The sequence below is a fragment of the Marinobacter sp. M1C genome, from assembly GCF_023314135.1.
Taxonomy (GTDB): Bacteria; Pseudomonadota; Gammaproteobacteria; order Pseudomonadales; family Oleiphilaceae; genus Marinobacter.
This window is the reverse complement of record NZ_CP092289.1, coordinates 2,824,495-2,839,531: the sequence shown is the minus strand read 5'-3', so window position 1 is coordinate 2,839,531 and position 15,037 is coordinate 2,824,495. Positions and strand designations below refer to the sequence as shown.

Sequence of the window (15,037 nt, the reverse complement as noted above, 5' to 3'; positions counted from 1 at the left end):
TTCCCTTGTTGGAGTAACCGATTTCAGCAACACCGACTTCGTCGAGTTCTCCGTTTAAATAAGACGAATTAAATCACTAAAGCTGCATCAATATAGGGGACAGATTTCAAATCTGTCCCCTATCCTGTCCTATCCCCGTTCAGCTCCAGCCATCGTCATCTACAATGGTGCGCACCGCGGTTAGCTGGGCAACGCCTGCACCAAAACTGCCGCCTTGTGGGTTAAACACATCCAGGTAGAAAGTTTCGTCGGGTTCGAGAAGAGTGTCACCAATCACTTCAACGGCAATGGCCGCTTGTGTTTCACCGGGATAAAGAATCAGTGTATCCGCTACCGCAAGGTAGTCCTCCCCAGCGGTGGCGGTGCCATTCCGAGTGGCATAGTCAACGCTTAACCATTGTTCAACGTCGTCACGAAGGCCGTTGAATTCGAGTAAAAAATAGACGCGTTGCGTACTTGTATTGCTTTCCTGAACCGAGGTAATGACCTCTTCCGCGCGGGTAGGTGCGTTGGGGTCCATCAGGCGCAGGCTCTGGTCAATCCACTGCTGGTAGAAGCTGACTCGCTGAAAGCCTGCAATTTCGCCAAAGCTGCTATCCAGGGTATCGTTCACATCGGGGGACTGTCCGTTGCGGCTGAGCGACGCCACGTAGGTGGCAATACCTGCCACTTTGTCAGCAATATAAGCGGGGCCGCCGCTGTCCCCTGGGGCAATTAGCCCTTCTTCAGCTCCGCGTCCGGTATCGTTTATACCCATTAGTACGCCCAGTGCATCGTTAGCGCTGCTGCCGTTGTCGAAATCAATAATAAGCTGCGATCCAGGCAGTGGGTCAAAGATGATTCCGCGCCCAAAGTCTGTTTTTAAAGACTCGCCCGTGGTGTCGAAGCGGTTTTCAGCAAGGCGCTTTTCGGGCTCGCTGCTGCCGCTTTCCACATGGCCGTTGGCGCCATCTCCGGATAGGCCGTAGCCGACAAGCGTTACCGCACTGCCCAGCTCGTTGCTATCGCGAAATAGAGCGCTTCGTTCCGCACTTATCGGTGCGGGGTTGGTTAACCACACCAGCGCGAGGTCATTATTGCTGTTGGCACGCTCATAAAGAGGGTGTAGAACATACTGTGATGCTTGCAGGGTAATGCGCCCGTCAGGCGTATCCATTCGAACTGAAACGGCATCGGAGCCTTCCAGTACGTGGGCGGAAGTTAGCACCGCCCGCCCGCCGTAAAGAAGTGTGCCAGTGCCATAGAAACCGCCTGCCAATACCTGAACAACGCCGTCGTAGCCCTCATTAGGCAACACTTTATGGCGGTCAGGATTGCGAGTTAGGGTCACCATGGGCCATTACCTCGTGGTCGTTGTATACAGTGAATCGGTATTCTATCTGCCCCAGCTCCCGGTGTAAAAGTCCCCTGAAAAAATGATAGAGTACTTAATCGAAAACGCTCCCAGGAATTTTTCAAAGAAAGCTGCCTGGCGTTCTAACCATTCAGAGTACCTCCGGTTTTTATCCATGAAACAAGAAAGCAATTACCCATTGAGTGATCACTTTACCCTAAGGTTTAGCGCTTACGAGGATAGGCTGCTGCTGTCGACACAGCGGGGGCAGTTTGGGGCCGCAACGTTGCTGCTGACCCGGCGAATGACGGTGCTGGTCATTCGGCAGTTGTTGTCTAAGCTGCCAGATCTTTCTGGCCTTGAACAAACGCCGCACGCTTATTGGCAGGAAGTATTGCAGATGGCCCACCAGCGCGCCCTTGCTGGGCGTGCGTCGAGCGGTGCAAAAGAGGCTGCGCCCGACAGCTCGGCAGCCGTCGCAGGCGGGGGGCCTTCAGGAGGTTCGGAAGATAGCGATCAGTCAACGGATGAACCTGACCTGTATCTCGCCACCGAAATAACGTCGGAGCTGCGTGAAAAACGGCTGTTGTTGGCTTTTAAAGGTTTGCCTTTGCCAAAGGCGATGCGCACTTCTTGCAGCCACGAACCGGTTGTTGCGTTTACATTGGAGCCAGAGCAGGTGCACCAGTTCCTGGAGTTGATCATTGCGAAATCAACCGAAGCGCAATGGCATTTGCCGTTGGATTTGCCATGGCTGGAGCCGGTTAATAGTGGCGTGTCTGCGAAGACCACCTCCCATTAGAATTTATGTTCGCCGAGGCGCATGAACATGAATACATGGACAGGCAACTCGCTCGATCACATCTGTTACACTGCATTTTTATAAACGTAACGAAGTAGGGATTTTTGATGCCCCAATGGATCGCGCTTTCGCCTAGCCAGCATGCGGGCCAACGCTATTTGCCCCGCGACGGGTATCACTACGCAACGCCGCTAAACGTTGCGGGCATTTTGTTGGCGGAACTGCCTAAACTGCTGCCGCATTATGTTGTGGTTTTTATAAAAGAGGGCGAACACTTTCAGCCGATGGTGCTGCTGGGCATTGGTGAGCAAAATCTTTATGTTGCACCCAATGGCAAATGGCTGGGCGGTTATGTGCCCGCTAGCGTTCGCGGTTACCCCTTCATTCTGGCCAACAATGAGCGGGGTGAAAAAGTTTTTGCCCTTGATTCGCAGCACCTTAGTGACAGCCAAGGTGACATCCTGTTTGATGAAGAAGGTAAGCTGACAGACACTGCTGCCCAATCGCTGGATTTTTTAACCCAATGTGAACGCAACCGCCATGCCACCCAGCAGGCCGCCGACGCATTGCAGCATGCCGACGTCATCGAGCCATGGCCATTAACCATTCAACGTGGTGAAGGGCTAGAGCCGCTGAACGTGAACGGCCTTTGCCGTATCAATGAAGAGGCGCTAAATAACCTTGAAAGTGATGTGTACGCTACGCTGAAGGGCGCCCCCATGGCGCTCGCCCATGCCCAAATGTTCTCTGTAAGCCAGCTAAGCCAGTTAACAGAGAGGGCAGAGTTTCAGGCCAAACACGCGGAATCCAGTGAACCATTGGAAGACCTCGAAGCGTTGTTTGGCGAAGATGACGACGAATTCAATTTTAACTTTGATAGCTAAGGAGCTTAACCATGGCCGATGAACAGAACCAGGTTATCACCATCGATGACACTGAATACAATACCGCCGACCTTTCCGAGAACGCTCGCAACCAAGTGATCAATCTGCAAGTGACCGACCAAGAAATTGTCCGCGTGCAGCAGCAGCTGGCTATTTTTCAAACGGCACGGACCGCTTATGCCCGAGCGCTAAGCGACGAGCTGCCGAAGAAAGAGATCAAAAAAGAAGTCAAAAAAGAAACGAAAAAAAGAGTAAAGCCTGAGTAAAATCTAGACAGAATTATTCATTAGCCTCTGCAGCGAGAGTTGTAGGGGTTTTTTGTGCCTGCGTAGATACACATGTTCGTCTAACATAACAATCCCGTTATCGCGCCCGTCTATTGCGAAGATGATATACTGTTGGCCGTTTAAGAAGCGCCACGCAATCGTTAAAACGCAGATCGTTACGCGAGTGGGGCAGTTGCCAATAAACATTAGATTAACACCGTATCCGTTACCGGTTAGGTTTATCAAACGTGTCAGGAAAGGAATGTTGTGAAAAAAGCAATTATTACAGGTGTTACGGGCCAAGACGGCGCTTATCTGGCAGAACTGTTGCTCGATAAGGGCTATGCCGTTTACGGTGCATACAGGCGCACGGCTTCTGTCAATTTTTGGCGCATGGAAGAGCTGGGCATTTCCGCACACCCGAACCTGCATCTTGTTGAATACGATTTGACCGACCTTTCGACCAATATTCGACTACTGCAAAACACCGGCGCTACTGAAGTTTATAACCTGGCGGCTCAGAGTTTTGTTGGGGTGTCGTTTGACCAGCCTATCACCACGGCCGAAATTACGGGCCTGGGCGCTGTTAATCTTCTGGAAGCGATTCGGATTGTAAACCCGGCCATCCGGTTTTATCAGGCGTCTACCTCCGAGATGTTTGGTAAGGTTCAGGCCATACCGCAACAGGAAGACACGCCGTTTTATCCCCGTAGCCCCTACGGCGTGGCCAAGCTTTACGCCCACTGGATGACCATTAATTACCGCGAGTCTTATGGCATTTTTGCTACCAGCGGTATTTTGTTTAATCACGAGTCACCGCTGCGCGGCCAAGAATTTGTAACCCGTAAAATTACCGATTCGGTGGCCAAGATTAAGCTGGGCAAGCTGAATGTGTTGGAACTGGGCAACATGGACGCCAAGCGCGACTGGGGTTACGCCAAAGACTACGTAGAGGGCATGTGGCGCATGCTGCAGGCCGACGAACCCGACACTTTTGTGTTGGCAACTAACCGCACTGTGACGGTACGTGATTTTGTCAGCATGGCGTTCAAAGTCGCAGATATTGACATTGAATGGCAAGGCGAGGGCGAAGCCGAACAGGCTAAAGATTGTGCTACTGGCGAGGTGGTTGTGCGGGTAAACCCGAAATTCTATCGCCCCGCCGAGGTGGAACTGCTGATTGGCAATCCGGCCAAGGCCAAAGCCGTGCTGGGTTGGGAACCTACCACCAATCTGGAAGAGCTCTGCCAGATGATGGTTGCCGCCGACTTGCGCCGTAACCAGCAGGGCTTTACGTTTTAATGTTTAATCTCTTAAAATCTGCCACAGATGCCAATTTGCGCAATGAGCCGAAGCCCCTGTTGTGAAGGTGCTGCAGTTTTACCGCACTTATATGCCCCAGTCGGAAGGCGGTGTAGAGCAGGCCATACGCCAGATTTGCCTGGCGACTGGCCAGCTTGGAGTGCAGCACCGGGTACTGACGCTGGCCCATGTTGACACTGTTGAGCAAATACAGCGCCCGGAAGCTCTGGTTATCAGGGCGCCGCTGCAATGGGAACCGGCGTCTTGTTCGATGGGCTGGCAGCTGTTTCAGTTGTACCGTGAGCATGCGAAGTGGGCCGATGTAATTCACATTCACTACCCCTGGCCGTTTGCGGATTTGGTGCATGTTCTGTCAGGCGTTCATAAGCCGGTAGTCGTCACTTATCATTCTGATATTATCCGCCAGCGAACGCTGGAACGGTTGTATAGCCCTTTGCGTGCTCGTTTTTTTAAACGGGTAGGCGCAACGGTTGCCACGTCGCCCAACTATATGCAGAGCAGTCTTTTTTTAAACGCTTTGCCGGGTAAAAAAGAGATGATTCCCTTGGGCTTGGACCCACAAAGCTACGCCGCGCCCGATACCGATACCCTGGCAGACGTTGAACGCCAGTTTGGTCATGATTACTTTTTGTTTGTAGGTGTGCTGCGTTATTACAAGGGGCTGCATACCCTGCTTGAGGCGGCCAGCCGTAACAGGCTAAAAGTGGTTATTGCCGGTTCAGGCCCGGAAGAGGCTGCTTTAAAAGCCCAAGCACTTGAACTGGGGTTGTCTGACGTTCACTTTACCGGTTTTGTGACAGATGACGTAAAAGCAGCGCTGCTGGCGAATTGTCGTGCTGTGGTATTCCCCTCCTGCGTGCGCTCTGAGGCGTTTGGAGTTACGTTGCTAGAGGGGCAGCTGTACAGCAAACCGCTGATTACCTGTGAAATAGGAACAGGCACGTCGTTTGTGAATCTTGCGGATAAAACCGGTCTAGTGGTGCCCCCTGAGGATCCTATGGCGCTGGCGCTGGCTATGCGACGCCTGGATGTAGACACACAGTTTGCGCAAGAGCTCGGCAATGCTGGCCGCCAGAGGCTAGAAAAACATTTTTCAGGAACCCAGGTCGGGCAGTCGTATTATCAGCTTTACCAAAAACTGGCAGAGGCATGAAGTGATGCAAAAACGGGTACTTGTCACCGGTTCTCAAGGTTTCACCGGGCACTACATGGTTCAGGAAATGGTGGCTAAGGGGTATCGGGTAACCGGCACCGGCAGCCAGCCAGAACAGCCCGGTAACGACTTTTATATTCAGACGGATTTAACCCGTTCGTCAGCGGTTCAGGCGCTGGTAAACAAGGTACAACCGAATATTGTGATCCACTTGGCCGCGCTGGCGTTTGTGGGCCATGACGACGCCAATGCGTTTTACCGGGTGAATCTGATGGGTACCCGTAATTTGCTTGAAGCCTTGGCCAATACGACTATTCAGCCCGAGTGTGTGTTACTGGCCAGCAGCGCCAATGTGTATGGCAACCAGGCCGAAGGCTTGCTGGATGAAACAACGGCGCCGGCGCCGGCTAACGATTATGCAGTGAGTAAGCTGGCCATGGAGTACATGGCCAAAACCTTTATGCCGCGTTTGCCGATTGTTATTGCTCGGCCCTTTAATTACACCGGTGTAGGCCAGAACGAACAGTTTCTAATACCCAAAATTGTGGCTCATTTTCAACGCCGGGCGCCGGTTATCGAGCTGGGTAACCTGGATGTATCGCGGGACTTCAACGATGTTCGTGCGGTGGTGGCGGCCTATAACGGGTTGATTGAACAATGCCCGCTGGGGCAAACCTTCAACGTTGCTTCGGGCCGCGGGCATTCGCTGGGTGACATTATCAAACTGTGCCAGAAACTGACCGGTCACAGTATAGACGTGCAGGTAAACCCCGCGTTTGTTCGTGCCAACGAAGTCAAAGTGCTGTGCGGAGATGCCAGTCGCTTACGCCAGGCGGTTCCCGGTTGGCAACCACAGCCGTTGGAGCAAACTTTGCAGTGGATGCTAGCGTAACTGTAATGAAGATTATTTTGTCTATTGATACGGTACGCTTTCCGCTAACGGGCGTGGGGCGCTATAGCTACGAACTGGCGCGCGGCTTGCAGCAGCACTCGCAGGTAACGGAGTTGAAACTGCTAGGCGGTTTGAACTTTAAAGCGACTCTCCCCGTTGCTGGCGCAAGCGCCGGCAGCCATCACGTTTTGAAGCGTGTAATACAGGGCAATAGGCTGGCGGTGGCGGCTTACCAGAAGTTGCAACCCGTTTTTCGCGCTTTGCGTTTGCGTTCTATGGGCGATCATATCTATCACAGCCCCAACTATTTTTTACCACCTTTTGCAGGTCGAAAAGTAGCCACGTTTCATGATTTGTCAGTGTTCAGATCGCCTGAATACTTTGACCCAACAATGGTGAATTATCTCCGCAAAGGCTTCGAGCATACTTTAAAAACGGCTGACCGCCTGATCACTGACTCTGAGTTTATACGCCAGGAACTGGCTGAGTTTTCGGGTTGGCCTTTGTCACGCATTCATACGGTGCCGTTGGCGGCGGCACCGGATTTTCGGCCCCGTTCGGCGGTAGAGGTTGCGCCGAATCTTGCCCGCTACAACCTGGCGTATCAGGGCTATACCTTGTATGTAGGCACGATAGAACCCCGCAAAAATCTGATGCGTCTGATAGACGCTTACGGTACGTTGCCGCTGACCATCCGCCAGCGCTGGCCATTGGTTATAAGCGGTTATGCGGGGTGGCAAAGCGATGCCATTCATGAGCGGATGCGCCGCGCAGAAAGTCAGGGTTGGCTGCGCTACTTGGGGTTTGTACCCGCAGACGATTTGCCGGCGTTGTACGCCGCAGCGCGGGTGTTTGCGTTTCCTTCTTTGTACGAAGGTTTTGGGTTGCCTGTGCTAGAAGCCATGAGCTGCGGTGTGCCTGTGGTGTGTTCTAGTAGCGCATCTTTGCCCGAAGTGGCAGGCAACGCGGCCCTTATGTGCCAGCCCGAAGACACGGCCGCGCTGGGTGAAAACCTGAGAGTTGCCTTGGAGGACGAACCTTGGCGAGTTCAGGCAACAACGGATGGGCTGGCCCATGCCGCCGGCTTTTCCTGGGAACAGTGTGTAAACCGAACTGTGGATGTGTACAGGCGGTTACGTAATGACTGAGCACGCTAGGGTGTTGGTAACCGGAGCCACCGGCTTTATTGGTAGCGCTTTGGTGAGTGTTTTGGCGCAGCAAGGTGTTGTGGTAACGGCAGCGACAAGGCAGCCGGCGGCCAATGCATCCCCTTCAGTCAGAAACATGGCTGTAGGGGCGTTGTCTGCCAACACAAACTGGGCCCAGGCGCTGGCCGGACAAACAACGGTAGTGCACTGTGCGGCGCGTGCCCACGTGATGCAAGAAACCGCCACGGACCCAACGGCCCTTTACCGCGAGGTGAATGTGCTGGCCACGTTGCATTTGGCGCGCCAGGCAGTGGCCGCCGGTGTGCGACGGTTTATTTTTATCAGCACCATTAAAGTGAATGGTGAAAGTACAGGCCCTGGCCAGCCTTTTACGGCTTGCACCAAGCCCGGCCCGCAAGGTGCCTACGCTGAAACAAAGTACGAGGCAGAGCTGGGTTTGCAGGCGCTGGCGGCGGAAACCGGCCTGGAACTGGTTATTATTCGCCCGCCCTTGGTGTATGGCGCAGGTGTTAAAGGCAATTTTTTAGCCTTGCTCAAGTTGGTTAAAACCGGTGTGCCACTGCCGTTTGGCCGTGTTGATAATCGGCGTTCGATGGTAGCTTTGCCCAATTTGCTCAGTTTGATTGGTTGTTGTGTTGACCACCCTGACGCCAGTGGACAGGTGTTCTTAGTAAAGGACGGTCAAGATTTTTCAACAACGGAGCTGTTGCGTGCGCTGGCGCGTGCTTTGGGCCAGTCTTTGCGCCTGTTTCCTGTGCCGCAGAAACTGCTATATCTGGGCGCCTGCATGGTTGGCCAGCGCCTGCGCGCCAAGCGATTTCTAGAGTGTTTGCAAGTGGATGACAGCGCTACCCGCGAGCGCCTGAACTGGGTGCCGCCTTTAACCGCAGGCGAGGCTCTGGTGCTTTGTTTTGGCGTGGCGGAGCTTTGAAATGCTGATACGTGCGCTGGATTTTTTGTTGTCTTTACTGGGGTTGCTTGCGGGTTTGCCGTTTTTGCTTGTGTTGTACCTGGTTGGCCTGTTCGACACGGGCAAACCGCTGTTTTTTCAGCAGCGGGTAGGCCGGCAGCAGCAGCCTTTTATTCTGGTGAAATTTCGCACTATGCCGGTGAATACGGAATCGGTTGCCAGCCATCTGGTTGGCGGTAGCGCGGTGACGTCTTATGGCCGGTTTTTACGCCGAACCAAACTGGATGAATTGCCACAGCTGTGGAATGTGTTAAAAGGTGAAATGAGCTTGGTAGGCCCGCGGCCATGCCTGTTTAACCAGCATGAACTGATTGATGCCAGGGCGCGCCTCGGGGTTTACGTCGCCAGGCCCGGAGTGACAGGTTTGGCGCAAACCACCGGTATTGATATGTCGACGCCGGAATTACTGGCGCAAACCGACGCCAAGATGCTGCACGGTTTAACCCTTGGCGGCTACTTTCGTTATTTGTTTCGAACGCTGCTGGGGCAGGGTAAAGGCGACGGTACCTTCCGCTAATGCATTGTCGACATTTTTCTTGTGTCGCTAACCGAATTGAACCAAAAGGATTTATTCAATGACAGTCAGTTTTCAACCCGTTGTGATGGCCGGGGGCACAGGCTCACGGCTTTGGCCGCTGTCGCGCCAGCTGAATCCCAAGCAATTTCTAGCCTTGGCAGATGCCAGCCTTTCATTGCTGCAGGCAACGATTGCGCGCCTGAACGGGCTGAACGCGGCCGCACCTAACTTGGTGTGCAATGAAGAACACCGGTTTCTGGCGGCGGAGCAACTGCGCCAGATTGGCATGGAAAACGCCGGTATTTTGTTAGAGCCTGTGGGCCGGAACACAGCCCCGGCCATCGCGCTTGCGGCGCTGCAGGCGCTGAATGCGGCGGAAGACAAGAGCGAAGATCCGATACTGTTAATTCTTGCTGCCGACCACCTGATTCGTGACCTGGATGCATTTCACCAGAGCATTCACCATGCGCTGGGCCAGGCCCGAAAGGGCAAACTTGTGACTTTTGGCATTGTGCCCACTCATCCGGAAACCGGCTTCGGCTATATCGAACGCGGTGGTGAGCAGGTTGGCGGTAGTTACGGCGTGAAGCGCTTTGTTGAAAAGCCAAATGCGGCGGTTGCACAGGAGTACTTGGCCAGTGGCAATTACCTGTGGAACAGCGGCATGTTCATGTTTGGCGCTCGTCGTTATCTCGATGAGCTGGAACTCTACCGCCCGGATATTCTTGCGGCCTGCCGTTTGGCCCTGGCCGGTTCCAGCTGCGATGCGCCGTTTACCCGAGTAGACGCCATAGCCTTTGCCGCCTGCCCGGACGAATCCATTGATTATGCGGTAATGGAGCACACTGATTCCGCTGTCGTGGTTCCGCTTGATGCGGGCTGGAGTGATATTGGCGCCTGGTCGTCGCTGTGGGACGTCAGCGATAAAGACAGTGAAGGTAATGTCAGCAAAGGCGACGTCATCGCCCACGCGACTCGCAATTCCTACTTGCACGCTGAACATCGCCTGGTAGCTACCTTAGGCGTTGATGACCTGGTGGTGGTAGAAACCAAAGACGCTGTGTTGGTTGCCCACAAAGACCGGGTGCAGGATGTGAAAAAGATTGTTGAGAAAATTCGTCACGATGGCCGCCACGAACACATGAACCATCGCGAAGTATACCGGCCTTGGGGGATGTACGATTCAATCGACAACGGCGTTCGCTATCAAGTAAAGCGGATTACCGTAAAGCCGGGCGCGAAACTGTCTGTGCAAATGCACCACCACCGTGCAGAGCATTGGATTGTGGTGAGCGGAACCGCGCGGGTAACCAACGGCGACAAAACGTATTTGGTGACAGAAAACCAATCTACCTACATTCCTGTAGGGCAGGTTCACACACTGGAAAACCCCGGTGTTATTCCGCTGGAGTTGATTGAGGTGCAGTCTGGTAGCTATCTGGGGGAAGACGACATTGTGCGGTTTGAGGATAAGTACGGCCGCACTTAACTTTGTGTTAAAAAACCGAAGTTGTTAACAGAATTGAGTGTTTTCGATCGTTACCATAGCCCAATTACCCATTCTCGGAGAGGCTATGGTTCCCATGATTCATCATTTTGTGCGCTTAACGGCTGCCGTTTTGTTGTGTCTGCTGCTGACCGCATGTGGTGGTGAAGGTGACGGTAAAGGAGAGAGTTTCGCTGAAGGTTCGACTACTGCAGGGAGTTCTCCCGAAGAATTGTACGGCACCGCAACCCTGAGCTGGCAGGCGCCTTTAAACCGGGAGGATGGCGGCTCTTTGGCGATGGGTGAGATAGGCCGTTATGAAGTTCGCTATGGCTTGTCTGCGGATTTAGAGAGCGTGAACACAAGCGTACAGGTTGAGGACGGTCAGCGGATGTCTTACACCGTAGAGGGGCTGTCGCCGGGCACTTGGTATTTTGCGATACAGACGGTTGATATAGCTGGCCTGAAAAGCGAGTGGTCGGAATTCGTAAGTAAAGTTATAAAAAACCGCTAGAGAACCCAAGACCATAGGGCTGCAACTGCAATAACCGACAGCAACAAGGACGTTGTTATGATCAATATTTCCCACCATGGCGCTGTTTCTGGCGTTACTGGCTCTTGCCACGAACTGAGCATTACTCCCCCTGACCGATCGCATCCTTCCGCTGGTATTCTGATTGATTGCGGCCTGTTTCAGGGCGCAGACGCCGCTGGCAGGCTCGCACGGGGACAGATTTCTAAATCTGTCCCCCCTTTGGCTCATCAATCCGTCGCTGCTTCGGCGAGTATTGCCGCTCTCGCTATCGATTTCCCCCTTGATCACATTCGTGCGCTGGTGGTTACCCACGTGCACACCAGGTCGGGATATTTTAAAATACGGCAGCAACGCCGGCGTGGGAACACCGGATCAGGCTGACTGGGTGGAACTTGATGAAAAACGTTACCCCATTTGTGCCCGCATTCACCAAATAGGTGGCTATTCCGCTCACGCGGGGCAAAGTGACTTGTTGAATTTCGTGTTGGCCCCTGGCCGAAGACGACGGCATGAAACAGTGCAAAGTCTCGCCGGGCCTGCTACGACCTCTTCGTGACGTGAAATAAGTCAACTACGCTATGGAATGAGCGCTTACTCAGGTACATCCTTATGACGGTGTCCAGCAAGGGCACGGGTGATCGAGGGACTAAGTGCTCGCTCTTTCGGCTTGACCCCGCTCAGTTCGTTCACTAAATTACTGTTTAAATACAGTAAATGGACGAAAGGTATGGATGGACCCAAGCGAGTTAGCCACGACCAGAATTTCAAGAACCTTATCATCGATTATCCACGGCAAGCCATTGAGCTTTTCAGCCCCGAAGAGGCCAGGCACATTGGCCCGAGAGCACGGGTTGTTCCATTGCGCCAAGAGCAGTTAAAAGAGCGGCTTGGTGAGCGCTTTCGCGAGCTGGATGTACCGTTGATGGTGGAATGGCCGGGCGGTGAGCGCGAAGCGCTATTGTTCGTGCTTGAGGAGGAAACCGACCCCGACCGCTTTTCGATACACCGCCTGGCCCATTATTGCCTGGATTTGTCGGAACTCTGTAAGACCAGTCGGGTGGTGCCAGTGGTGATTTTCCTGAACACTCGCGGCAGCGAACCTGTTCAACTGAATTTGGGCGGTGACTGCCATGAGTACCTGAGATTCCACTACATTCGCTGTGCCTTGCAGGAATTGAATGCCGAGGACTACTGGGAAAGCAGCAATTTGATCGCCCGGCTGTGTCTGAACCTGATGAAATGGAAAGAGGAGCAGAAGCTGGAAGTCTACGCCCGCGCCGTACGAGGTCTGAGCACGCTGGAGCCAGACCCCGAGAAGCAATTGAAGTATATTGACTTCATCGACATCTACTCAGCCTTGGATGATAATGAAATGGAACAATATAAAGCGCAATATCCGCAGGAGAGCAACACCATGGCCACCTTGAGTGAGCGGTTACGAGCGGAAGGCATGCAACAAGGCATGCAACAAGGCATGCAACAAGGTGAGGCCGCCGCTTTGAAAAAGCTGATCAACCTGAAATTCGGTGAGCTTCCCCGCTGGGCCGAAGCGCAAATTCAATCTGCCGGTGTTCCAGAACTGGAGGTCTGGCTGGAAGCTATATTGACCTCGGATACGTTGGAGTCATTGCTTAGTCGGCATTAACGTAAGGGCTTATAGCCTCTTTGTTGCGTAAAGGAGAACCGGATTCTATTAACGGTTCGAGGCAAGGGGGCAGGAGATAGTGTAGAGAAGACCTGCCGGGTATTAGCGGCCGTCATGGAGCAAGCCGTGAGTGACAATGTTTAATTCGTTTCTGCAACTTTCTCGCTTCAAAAAGCGCGCAATCTCCCTGTTTGTGGATTTTGTCGCGCTTTCTTTTGCGCTTTGGGCCTCTTTTGCGTTGCGCCTAATGGGGGCGTTGGGGATTTGGTGTGGAATTTGAATCCGCGGCCGTTGGCTGCCGATAAAGCCGGGACAGATTTGAAATCTGTCCCGAAGTCAGCACCAAAGCAGGGACAGACTTCAAGTCTGTCCCTGGCCGGCTTCTGAAACCGGCAACAAGGAGGTTGTTATGATCAATATTTCCCACCATGGCGCTGTTTCTGGCGTTACTGGCTCTTGCCACGAACTGAGCATTACTCCCCCTGACCGATCGCATCCTTCCGCCGGTATTCTGATTGATTGCGGCCTGTTTCAGGGCGCAGACGCCGCTGGCAGGCTCGCACGGGGACAGATTTCTAAATCTGTCCCCGCTTTGGCTCATCAATCTGTCCCTGCTTCGGCGAGTATTGTCGCCCTCGCTATCGATTTCCCCCTTGATCACATTCGTGCGCTGGTGGTTACCCACGTGCACATTGACCACGTTGGCCGCATACCTTATTTGCTGGCGGCGGGGTTCAGCGGGCCGATTATTTGCTCTGAGCCTTCAGCCATTATGTTGCCGGAGATTCTGGAAGACGCTCTGAAAATTGGTTTCACCCGGGATAGGGCGCTGATTGAGAGGGTGCTGGGACTGATTCGCCAGCGCTTAGTGCCGGTGCCTTATGGGCAATGGCATTCGGTGTTTGTGGCGGATGACGAAACCGGTGGTTCTTTGGATGTTCGTTTTCAGCCGGCAGGTCACATTCTGGGCTCGGCCTATGTGGAATGTGATGTTACCGCAGTAGGGCAAGAGGGAGCGCACGGTGGAGAAGGAGAAGGAGAAGGAGAAGGAGAAGGAGAAGGAGAGCGTGTCGGGGAACAGGGCGAGCTGGTTAATGAGCGCATAGTCTTCAGTGGTGATTTAGGTGCTGCCCACGCGCCGCTGCTGACGGCACCGGTGTCGCCGGAACGTGCTGATCGGCTGGTGATCGAAAGCACCTACGGCGATAAAGATCACGAAGACCGCACTACACGACGTTTACGCTTGAAGGAGGTGTTGCAGAGCGCCCTGGCAGATGGCGGTACCGTGATTGTGCCGGCGTTCAGTATTGGCCGAACTCAGGATTTGCTGTACGAAATTGAAAGCCTGATTCATGAGTTTGGTGGTGAATCGGTGGCGGCAAGTGTGAAGTGGCAGGATCTGGCGATTGTGGTGGATTCACCCTTGGCAGCAGAGTTCACTCGTATCTATCGCCAGTTAAAACCCATGTGGGACGCGGAAGCCCAGGAAGTGCTGAGCCAGGGACGGCATCCGTTGGGTTTCGACCAGCTTACGCTGATTAACAGCCATGCGAGCCATCTTGAGGCCGTGGAGTACCTGGCCAGTTTCAAGCGCCCGGCAGTGGTGTTGGCCGGCTCTGGGATGTGTGCTGGTGGCAGGGTGGTGAATTACCTGAAAGCGATACTCGGCGACGCCCGTAATGATGTGTTGTTTGTGGGCTATCAAGCCGCGGGCACACCAGGTCGGGATATTTTAAAATACGGCAGCAACGCCGGCGTGGGAACACCGGATCAGGCTGGCTGGGTGGAACTTGATGAAAAACGTTACCCCATTTGTGCCCGCATTCACCAAATAGGTGGCTATTCCGCCCACGCGGGGCAAAGTGACTTGCTGAATTTTGTGTTGGGCATTCCCGAAGCGCCCAGGGAAATTCGGCTGGTGCACGGTGATGATGGTGCTAAGGCGGCGTTGAAGAAGGTGTTTGAGACCGAGGTGAGATCTCGGATTGTTATAGCGACGTAGCGGGAGCGCGTGAAAACGCGGATAGACTTAATAAGCTCGTTCAGGATGAGGAGTAATGCC

General features: G+C 53.6%; 14 protein-coding genes and 1 pseudogene. 14 read left to right on the top strand and 1 reads right to left on the bottom strand.

Annotated elements, in window-relative coordinates:
* Positions 1 to 139: 139 nt before the first annotated feature.
* Entirely contained in the window at positions 140 to 1,333 is a 1,194-nt protein-coding gene (locus MIH19_RS13325) for a Calx-beta domain-containing protein (protein WP_249005341.1), read from the bottom strand.
* Between the two features lie 175 nt (positions 1,334 to 1,508).
* Here MIH19_RS13325 and MIH19_RS13320 point away from each other — a divergent pair, with 175 nt between their 5' ends.
* The 14 genes and pseudogenes from MIH19_RS13320 (at position 1,509) to MIH19_RS13255 (ending at position 14,977) form a co-directional block, all read left to right on the top strand.
* The gene (locus MIH19_RS13320; RefSeq protein ID WP_249005340.1) at positions 1,509 to 2,135 is read left to right on the top strand and encodes a hypothetical protein; all 627 of its coding nucleotides are present in this window, start codon (positions 1,509 to 1,511) and stop codon (positions 2,133 to 2,135) included.
* A gap of 107 nt (positions 2,136 to 2,242) precedes the next feature.
* On the top strand, positions 2,243 to 3,019 hold the full coding sequence (locus tag MIH19_RS13315; RefSeq protein ID WP_249005339.1) for a SapC family protein: 777 nt from the start codon (positions 2,243 to 2,245) through the stop codon (positions 3,017 to 3,019).
* An 11-nt stretch (positions 3,020 to 3,030) separates the two neighbouring features.
* Positions 3,031 to 3,285 carry a DUF6447 family protein gene (locus MIH19_RS13310; protein WP_249005338.1) on the top strand — a complete coding sequence of 85 codons (255 nt, stop codon included), beginning with the start codon at positions 3,031 to 3,033 and terminating at the stop codon, positions 3,283 to 3,285.
* A 267-nt stretch (positions 3,286 to 3,552) separates the two neighbouring features.
* Positions 3,553 to 4,587 (top strand): GDP-mannose 4,6-dehydratase, encoded by a 1,035-nt coding sequence (gmd, locus tag MIH19_RS13305; RefSeq protein ID WP_249005337.1) that lies wholly within the window; start codon positions 3,553 to 3,555, stop codon positions 4,585 to 4,587.
* Between the two features lie 61 nt (positions 4,588 to 4,648).
* Entirely contained in the window at positions 4,649 to 5,761 is a 1,113-nt protein-coding gene (locus MIH19_RS13300) for a glycosyltransferase (RefSeq protein ID WP_249005336.1), read from the top strand.
* 4 nt (positions 5,762 to 5,765) lie between these two features.
* Complete coding sequence (locus tag MIH19_RS13295) at positions 5,766 to 6,653, top strand: GDP-mannose 4,6-dehydratase (RefSeq protein WP_249005335.1); 888 nt, start codon at positions 5,766 to 5,768, stop codon at positions 6,651 to 6,653.
* Between the two features lie 5 nt (positions 6,654 to 6,658).
* The gene (locus MIH19_RS13290; protein ID WP_249005334.1) at positions 6,659 to 7,801 is read left to right on the top strand and encodes a glycosyltransferase family 1 protein; all 1,143 of its coding nucleotides are present in this window, start codon (positions 6,659 to 6,661) and stop codon (positions 7,799 to 7,801) included.
* Complete coding sequence (locus MIH19_RS13285; RefSeq protein WP_249005333.1) at positions 7,794 to 8,753, top strand: NAD-dependent epimerase/dehydratase family protein; 960 nt, start codon at positions 7,794 to 7,796, stop codon at positions 8,751 to 8,753. The genes MIH19_RS13290 and MIH19_RS13285 overlap by 8 nt, the downstream gene beginning before the upstream one ends.
* A 4-nt stretch (positions 8,754 to 8,757) precedes the next feature.
* Positions 8,758 to 9,309 (top strand): sugar transferase, encoded by a 552-nt coding sequence (locus tag MIH19_RS13280; RefSeq protein ID WP_283164119.1) that lies wholly within the window; start codon positions 8,758 to 8,760, stop codon positions 9,307 to 9,309.
* 58 nt (positions 9,310 to 9,367) lie between these two features.
* A complete protein-coding gene (locus MIH19_RS13275; RefSeq protein ID WP_249005331.1) occupies positions 9,368 to 10,798 on the top strand; it encodes a mannose-1-phosphate guanylyltransferase/mannose-6-phosphate isomerase in 1,431 nt (476 codons plus the stop codon).
* Positions 10,799 to 10,883: 85 nt separating this feature from the next.
* Positions 10,884 to 11,309, top strand: a complete 426-nt coding sequence (locus tag MIH19_RS13270) for a fibronectin type III domain-containing protein (protein WP_249005330.1) — start codon at positions 10,884 to 10,886, stop codon at positions 11,307 to 11,309.
* A gap of 57 nt (positions 11,310 to 11,366) precedes the next feature.
* A pseudogene (locus MIH19_RS13265) lies at positions 11,367 to 11,648 on the top strand (MBL fold metallo-hydrolase); the annotation flags it as partial.
* A gap of 409 nt (positions 11,649 to 12,057) precedes the next feature.
* A complete protein-coding gene (locus MIH19_RS13260; RefSeq protein WP_249005329.1) occupies positions 12,058 to 12,975 on the top strand; it encodes a DUF4351 domain-containing protein in 918 nt (305 codons plus the stop codon).
* 409 nt (positions 12,976 to 13,384) lie between these two features.
* A complete protein-coding gene (locus tag MIH19_RS13255; RefSeq protein ID WP_249005328.1) occupies positions 13,385 to 14,977 on the top strand; it encodes an MBL fold metallo-hydrolase in 1,593 nt (530 codons plus the stop codon).
* Positions 14,978 to 15,037 lie beyond the last annotated feature (60 nt).

What these genes read in the sequence shown, in the direction of transcription:
- MIH19_RS13325 (WP_249005341.1), bottom strand. Translation starts at nt 1,333, where the DNA reads ATGGTGACCCTAACTCGCAATCCTGACCGCCATAAAGTGTTGCCTAAT.
- MIH19_RS13320 (WP_249005340.1), top strand. Translation starts at nt 1,509, where the DNA reads ATGAAACAAGAAAGCAATTACCCATTGAGTGATCACTTTACCCTAAGG.
- MIH19_RS13315 (WP_249005339.1), top strand. Translation starts at nt 2,243, where the DNA reads ATGCCCCAATGGATCGCGCTTTCGCCTAGCCAGCATGCGGGCCAACGC.
- MIH19_RS13310 (WP_249005338.1), top strand. Translation starts at nt 3,031, where the DNA reads ATGGCCGATGAACAGAACCAGGTTATCACCATCGATGACACTGAATAC.
- MIH19_RS13295 (WP_249005335.1), top strand. Translation starts at nt 5,766, where the DNA reads ATGCAAAAACGGGTACTTGTCACCGGTTCTCAAGGTTTCACCGGGCAC.
- MIH19_RS13290 (WP_249005334.1), top strand. Translation starts at nt 6,659, where the DNA reads ATGAAGATTATTTTGTCTATTGATACGGTACGCTTTCCGCTAACGGGC.
- MIH19_RS13285 (WP_249005333.1), top strand. Translation starts at nt 7,794, where the DNA reads ATGACTGAGCACGCTAGGGTGTTGGTAACCGGAGCCACCGGCTTTATT.
- MIH19_RS13275 (WP_249005331.1), top strand. Translation starts at nt 9,368, where the DNA reads ATGACAGTCAGTTTTCAACCCGTTGTGATGGCCGGGGGCACAGGCTCA.
- MIH19_RS13270 (WP_249005330.1), top strand. Translation starts at nt 10,884, where the DNA reads ATGGTTCCCATGATTCATCATTTTGTGCGCTTAACGGCTGCCGTTTTG.
- MIH19_RS13260 (WP_249005329.1), top strand. Translation starts at nt 12,058, where the DNA reads ATGGATGGACCCAAGCGAGTTAGCCACGACCAGAATTTCAAGAACCTT.
- MIH19_RS13255 (WP_249005328.1), top strand. Translation starts at nt 13,385, where the DNA reads ATGATCAATATTTCCCACCATGGCGCTGTTTCTGGCGTTACTGGCTCT.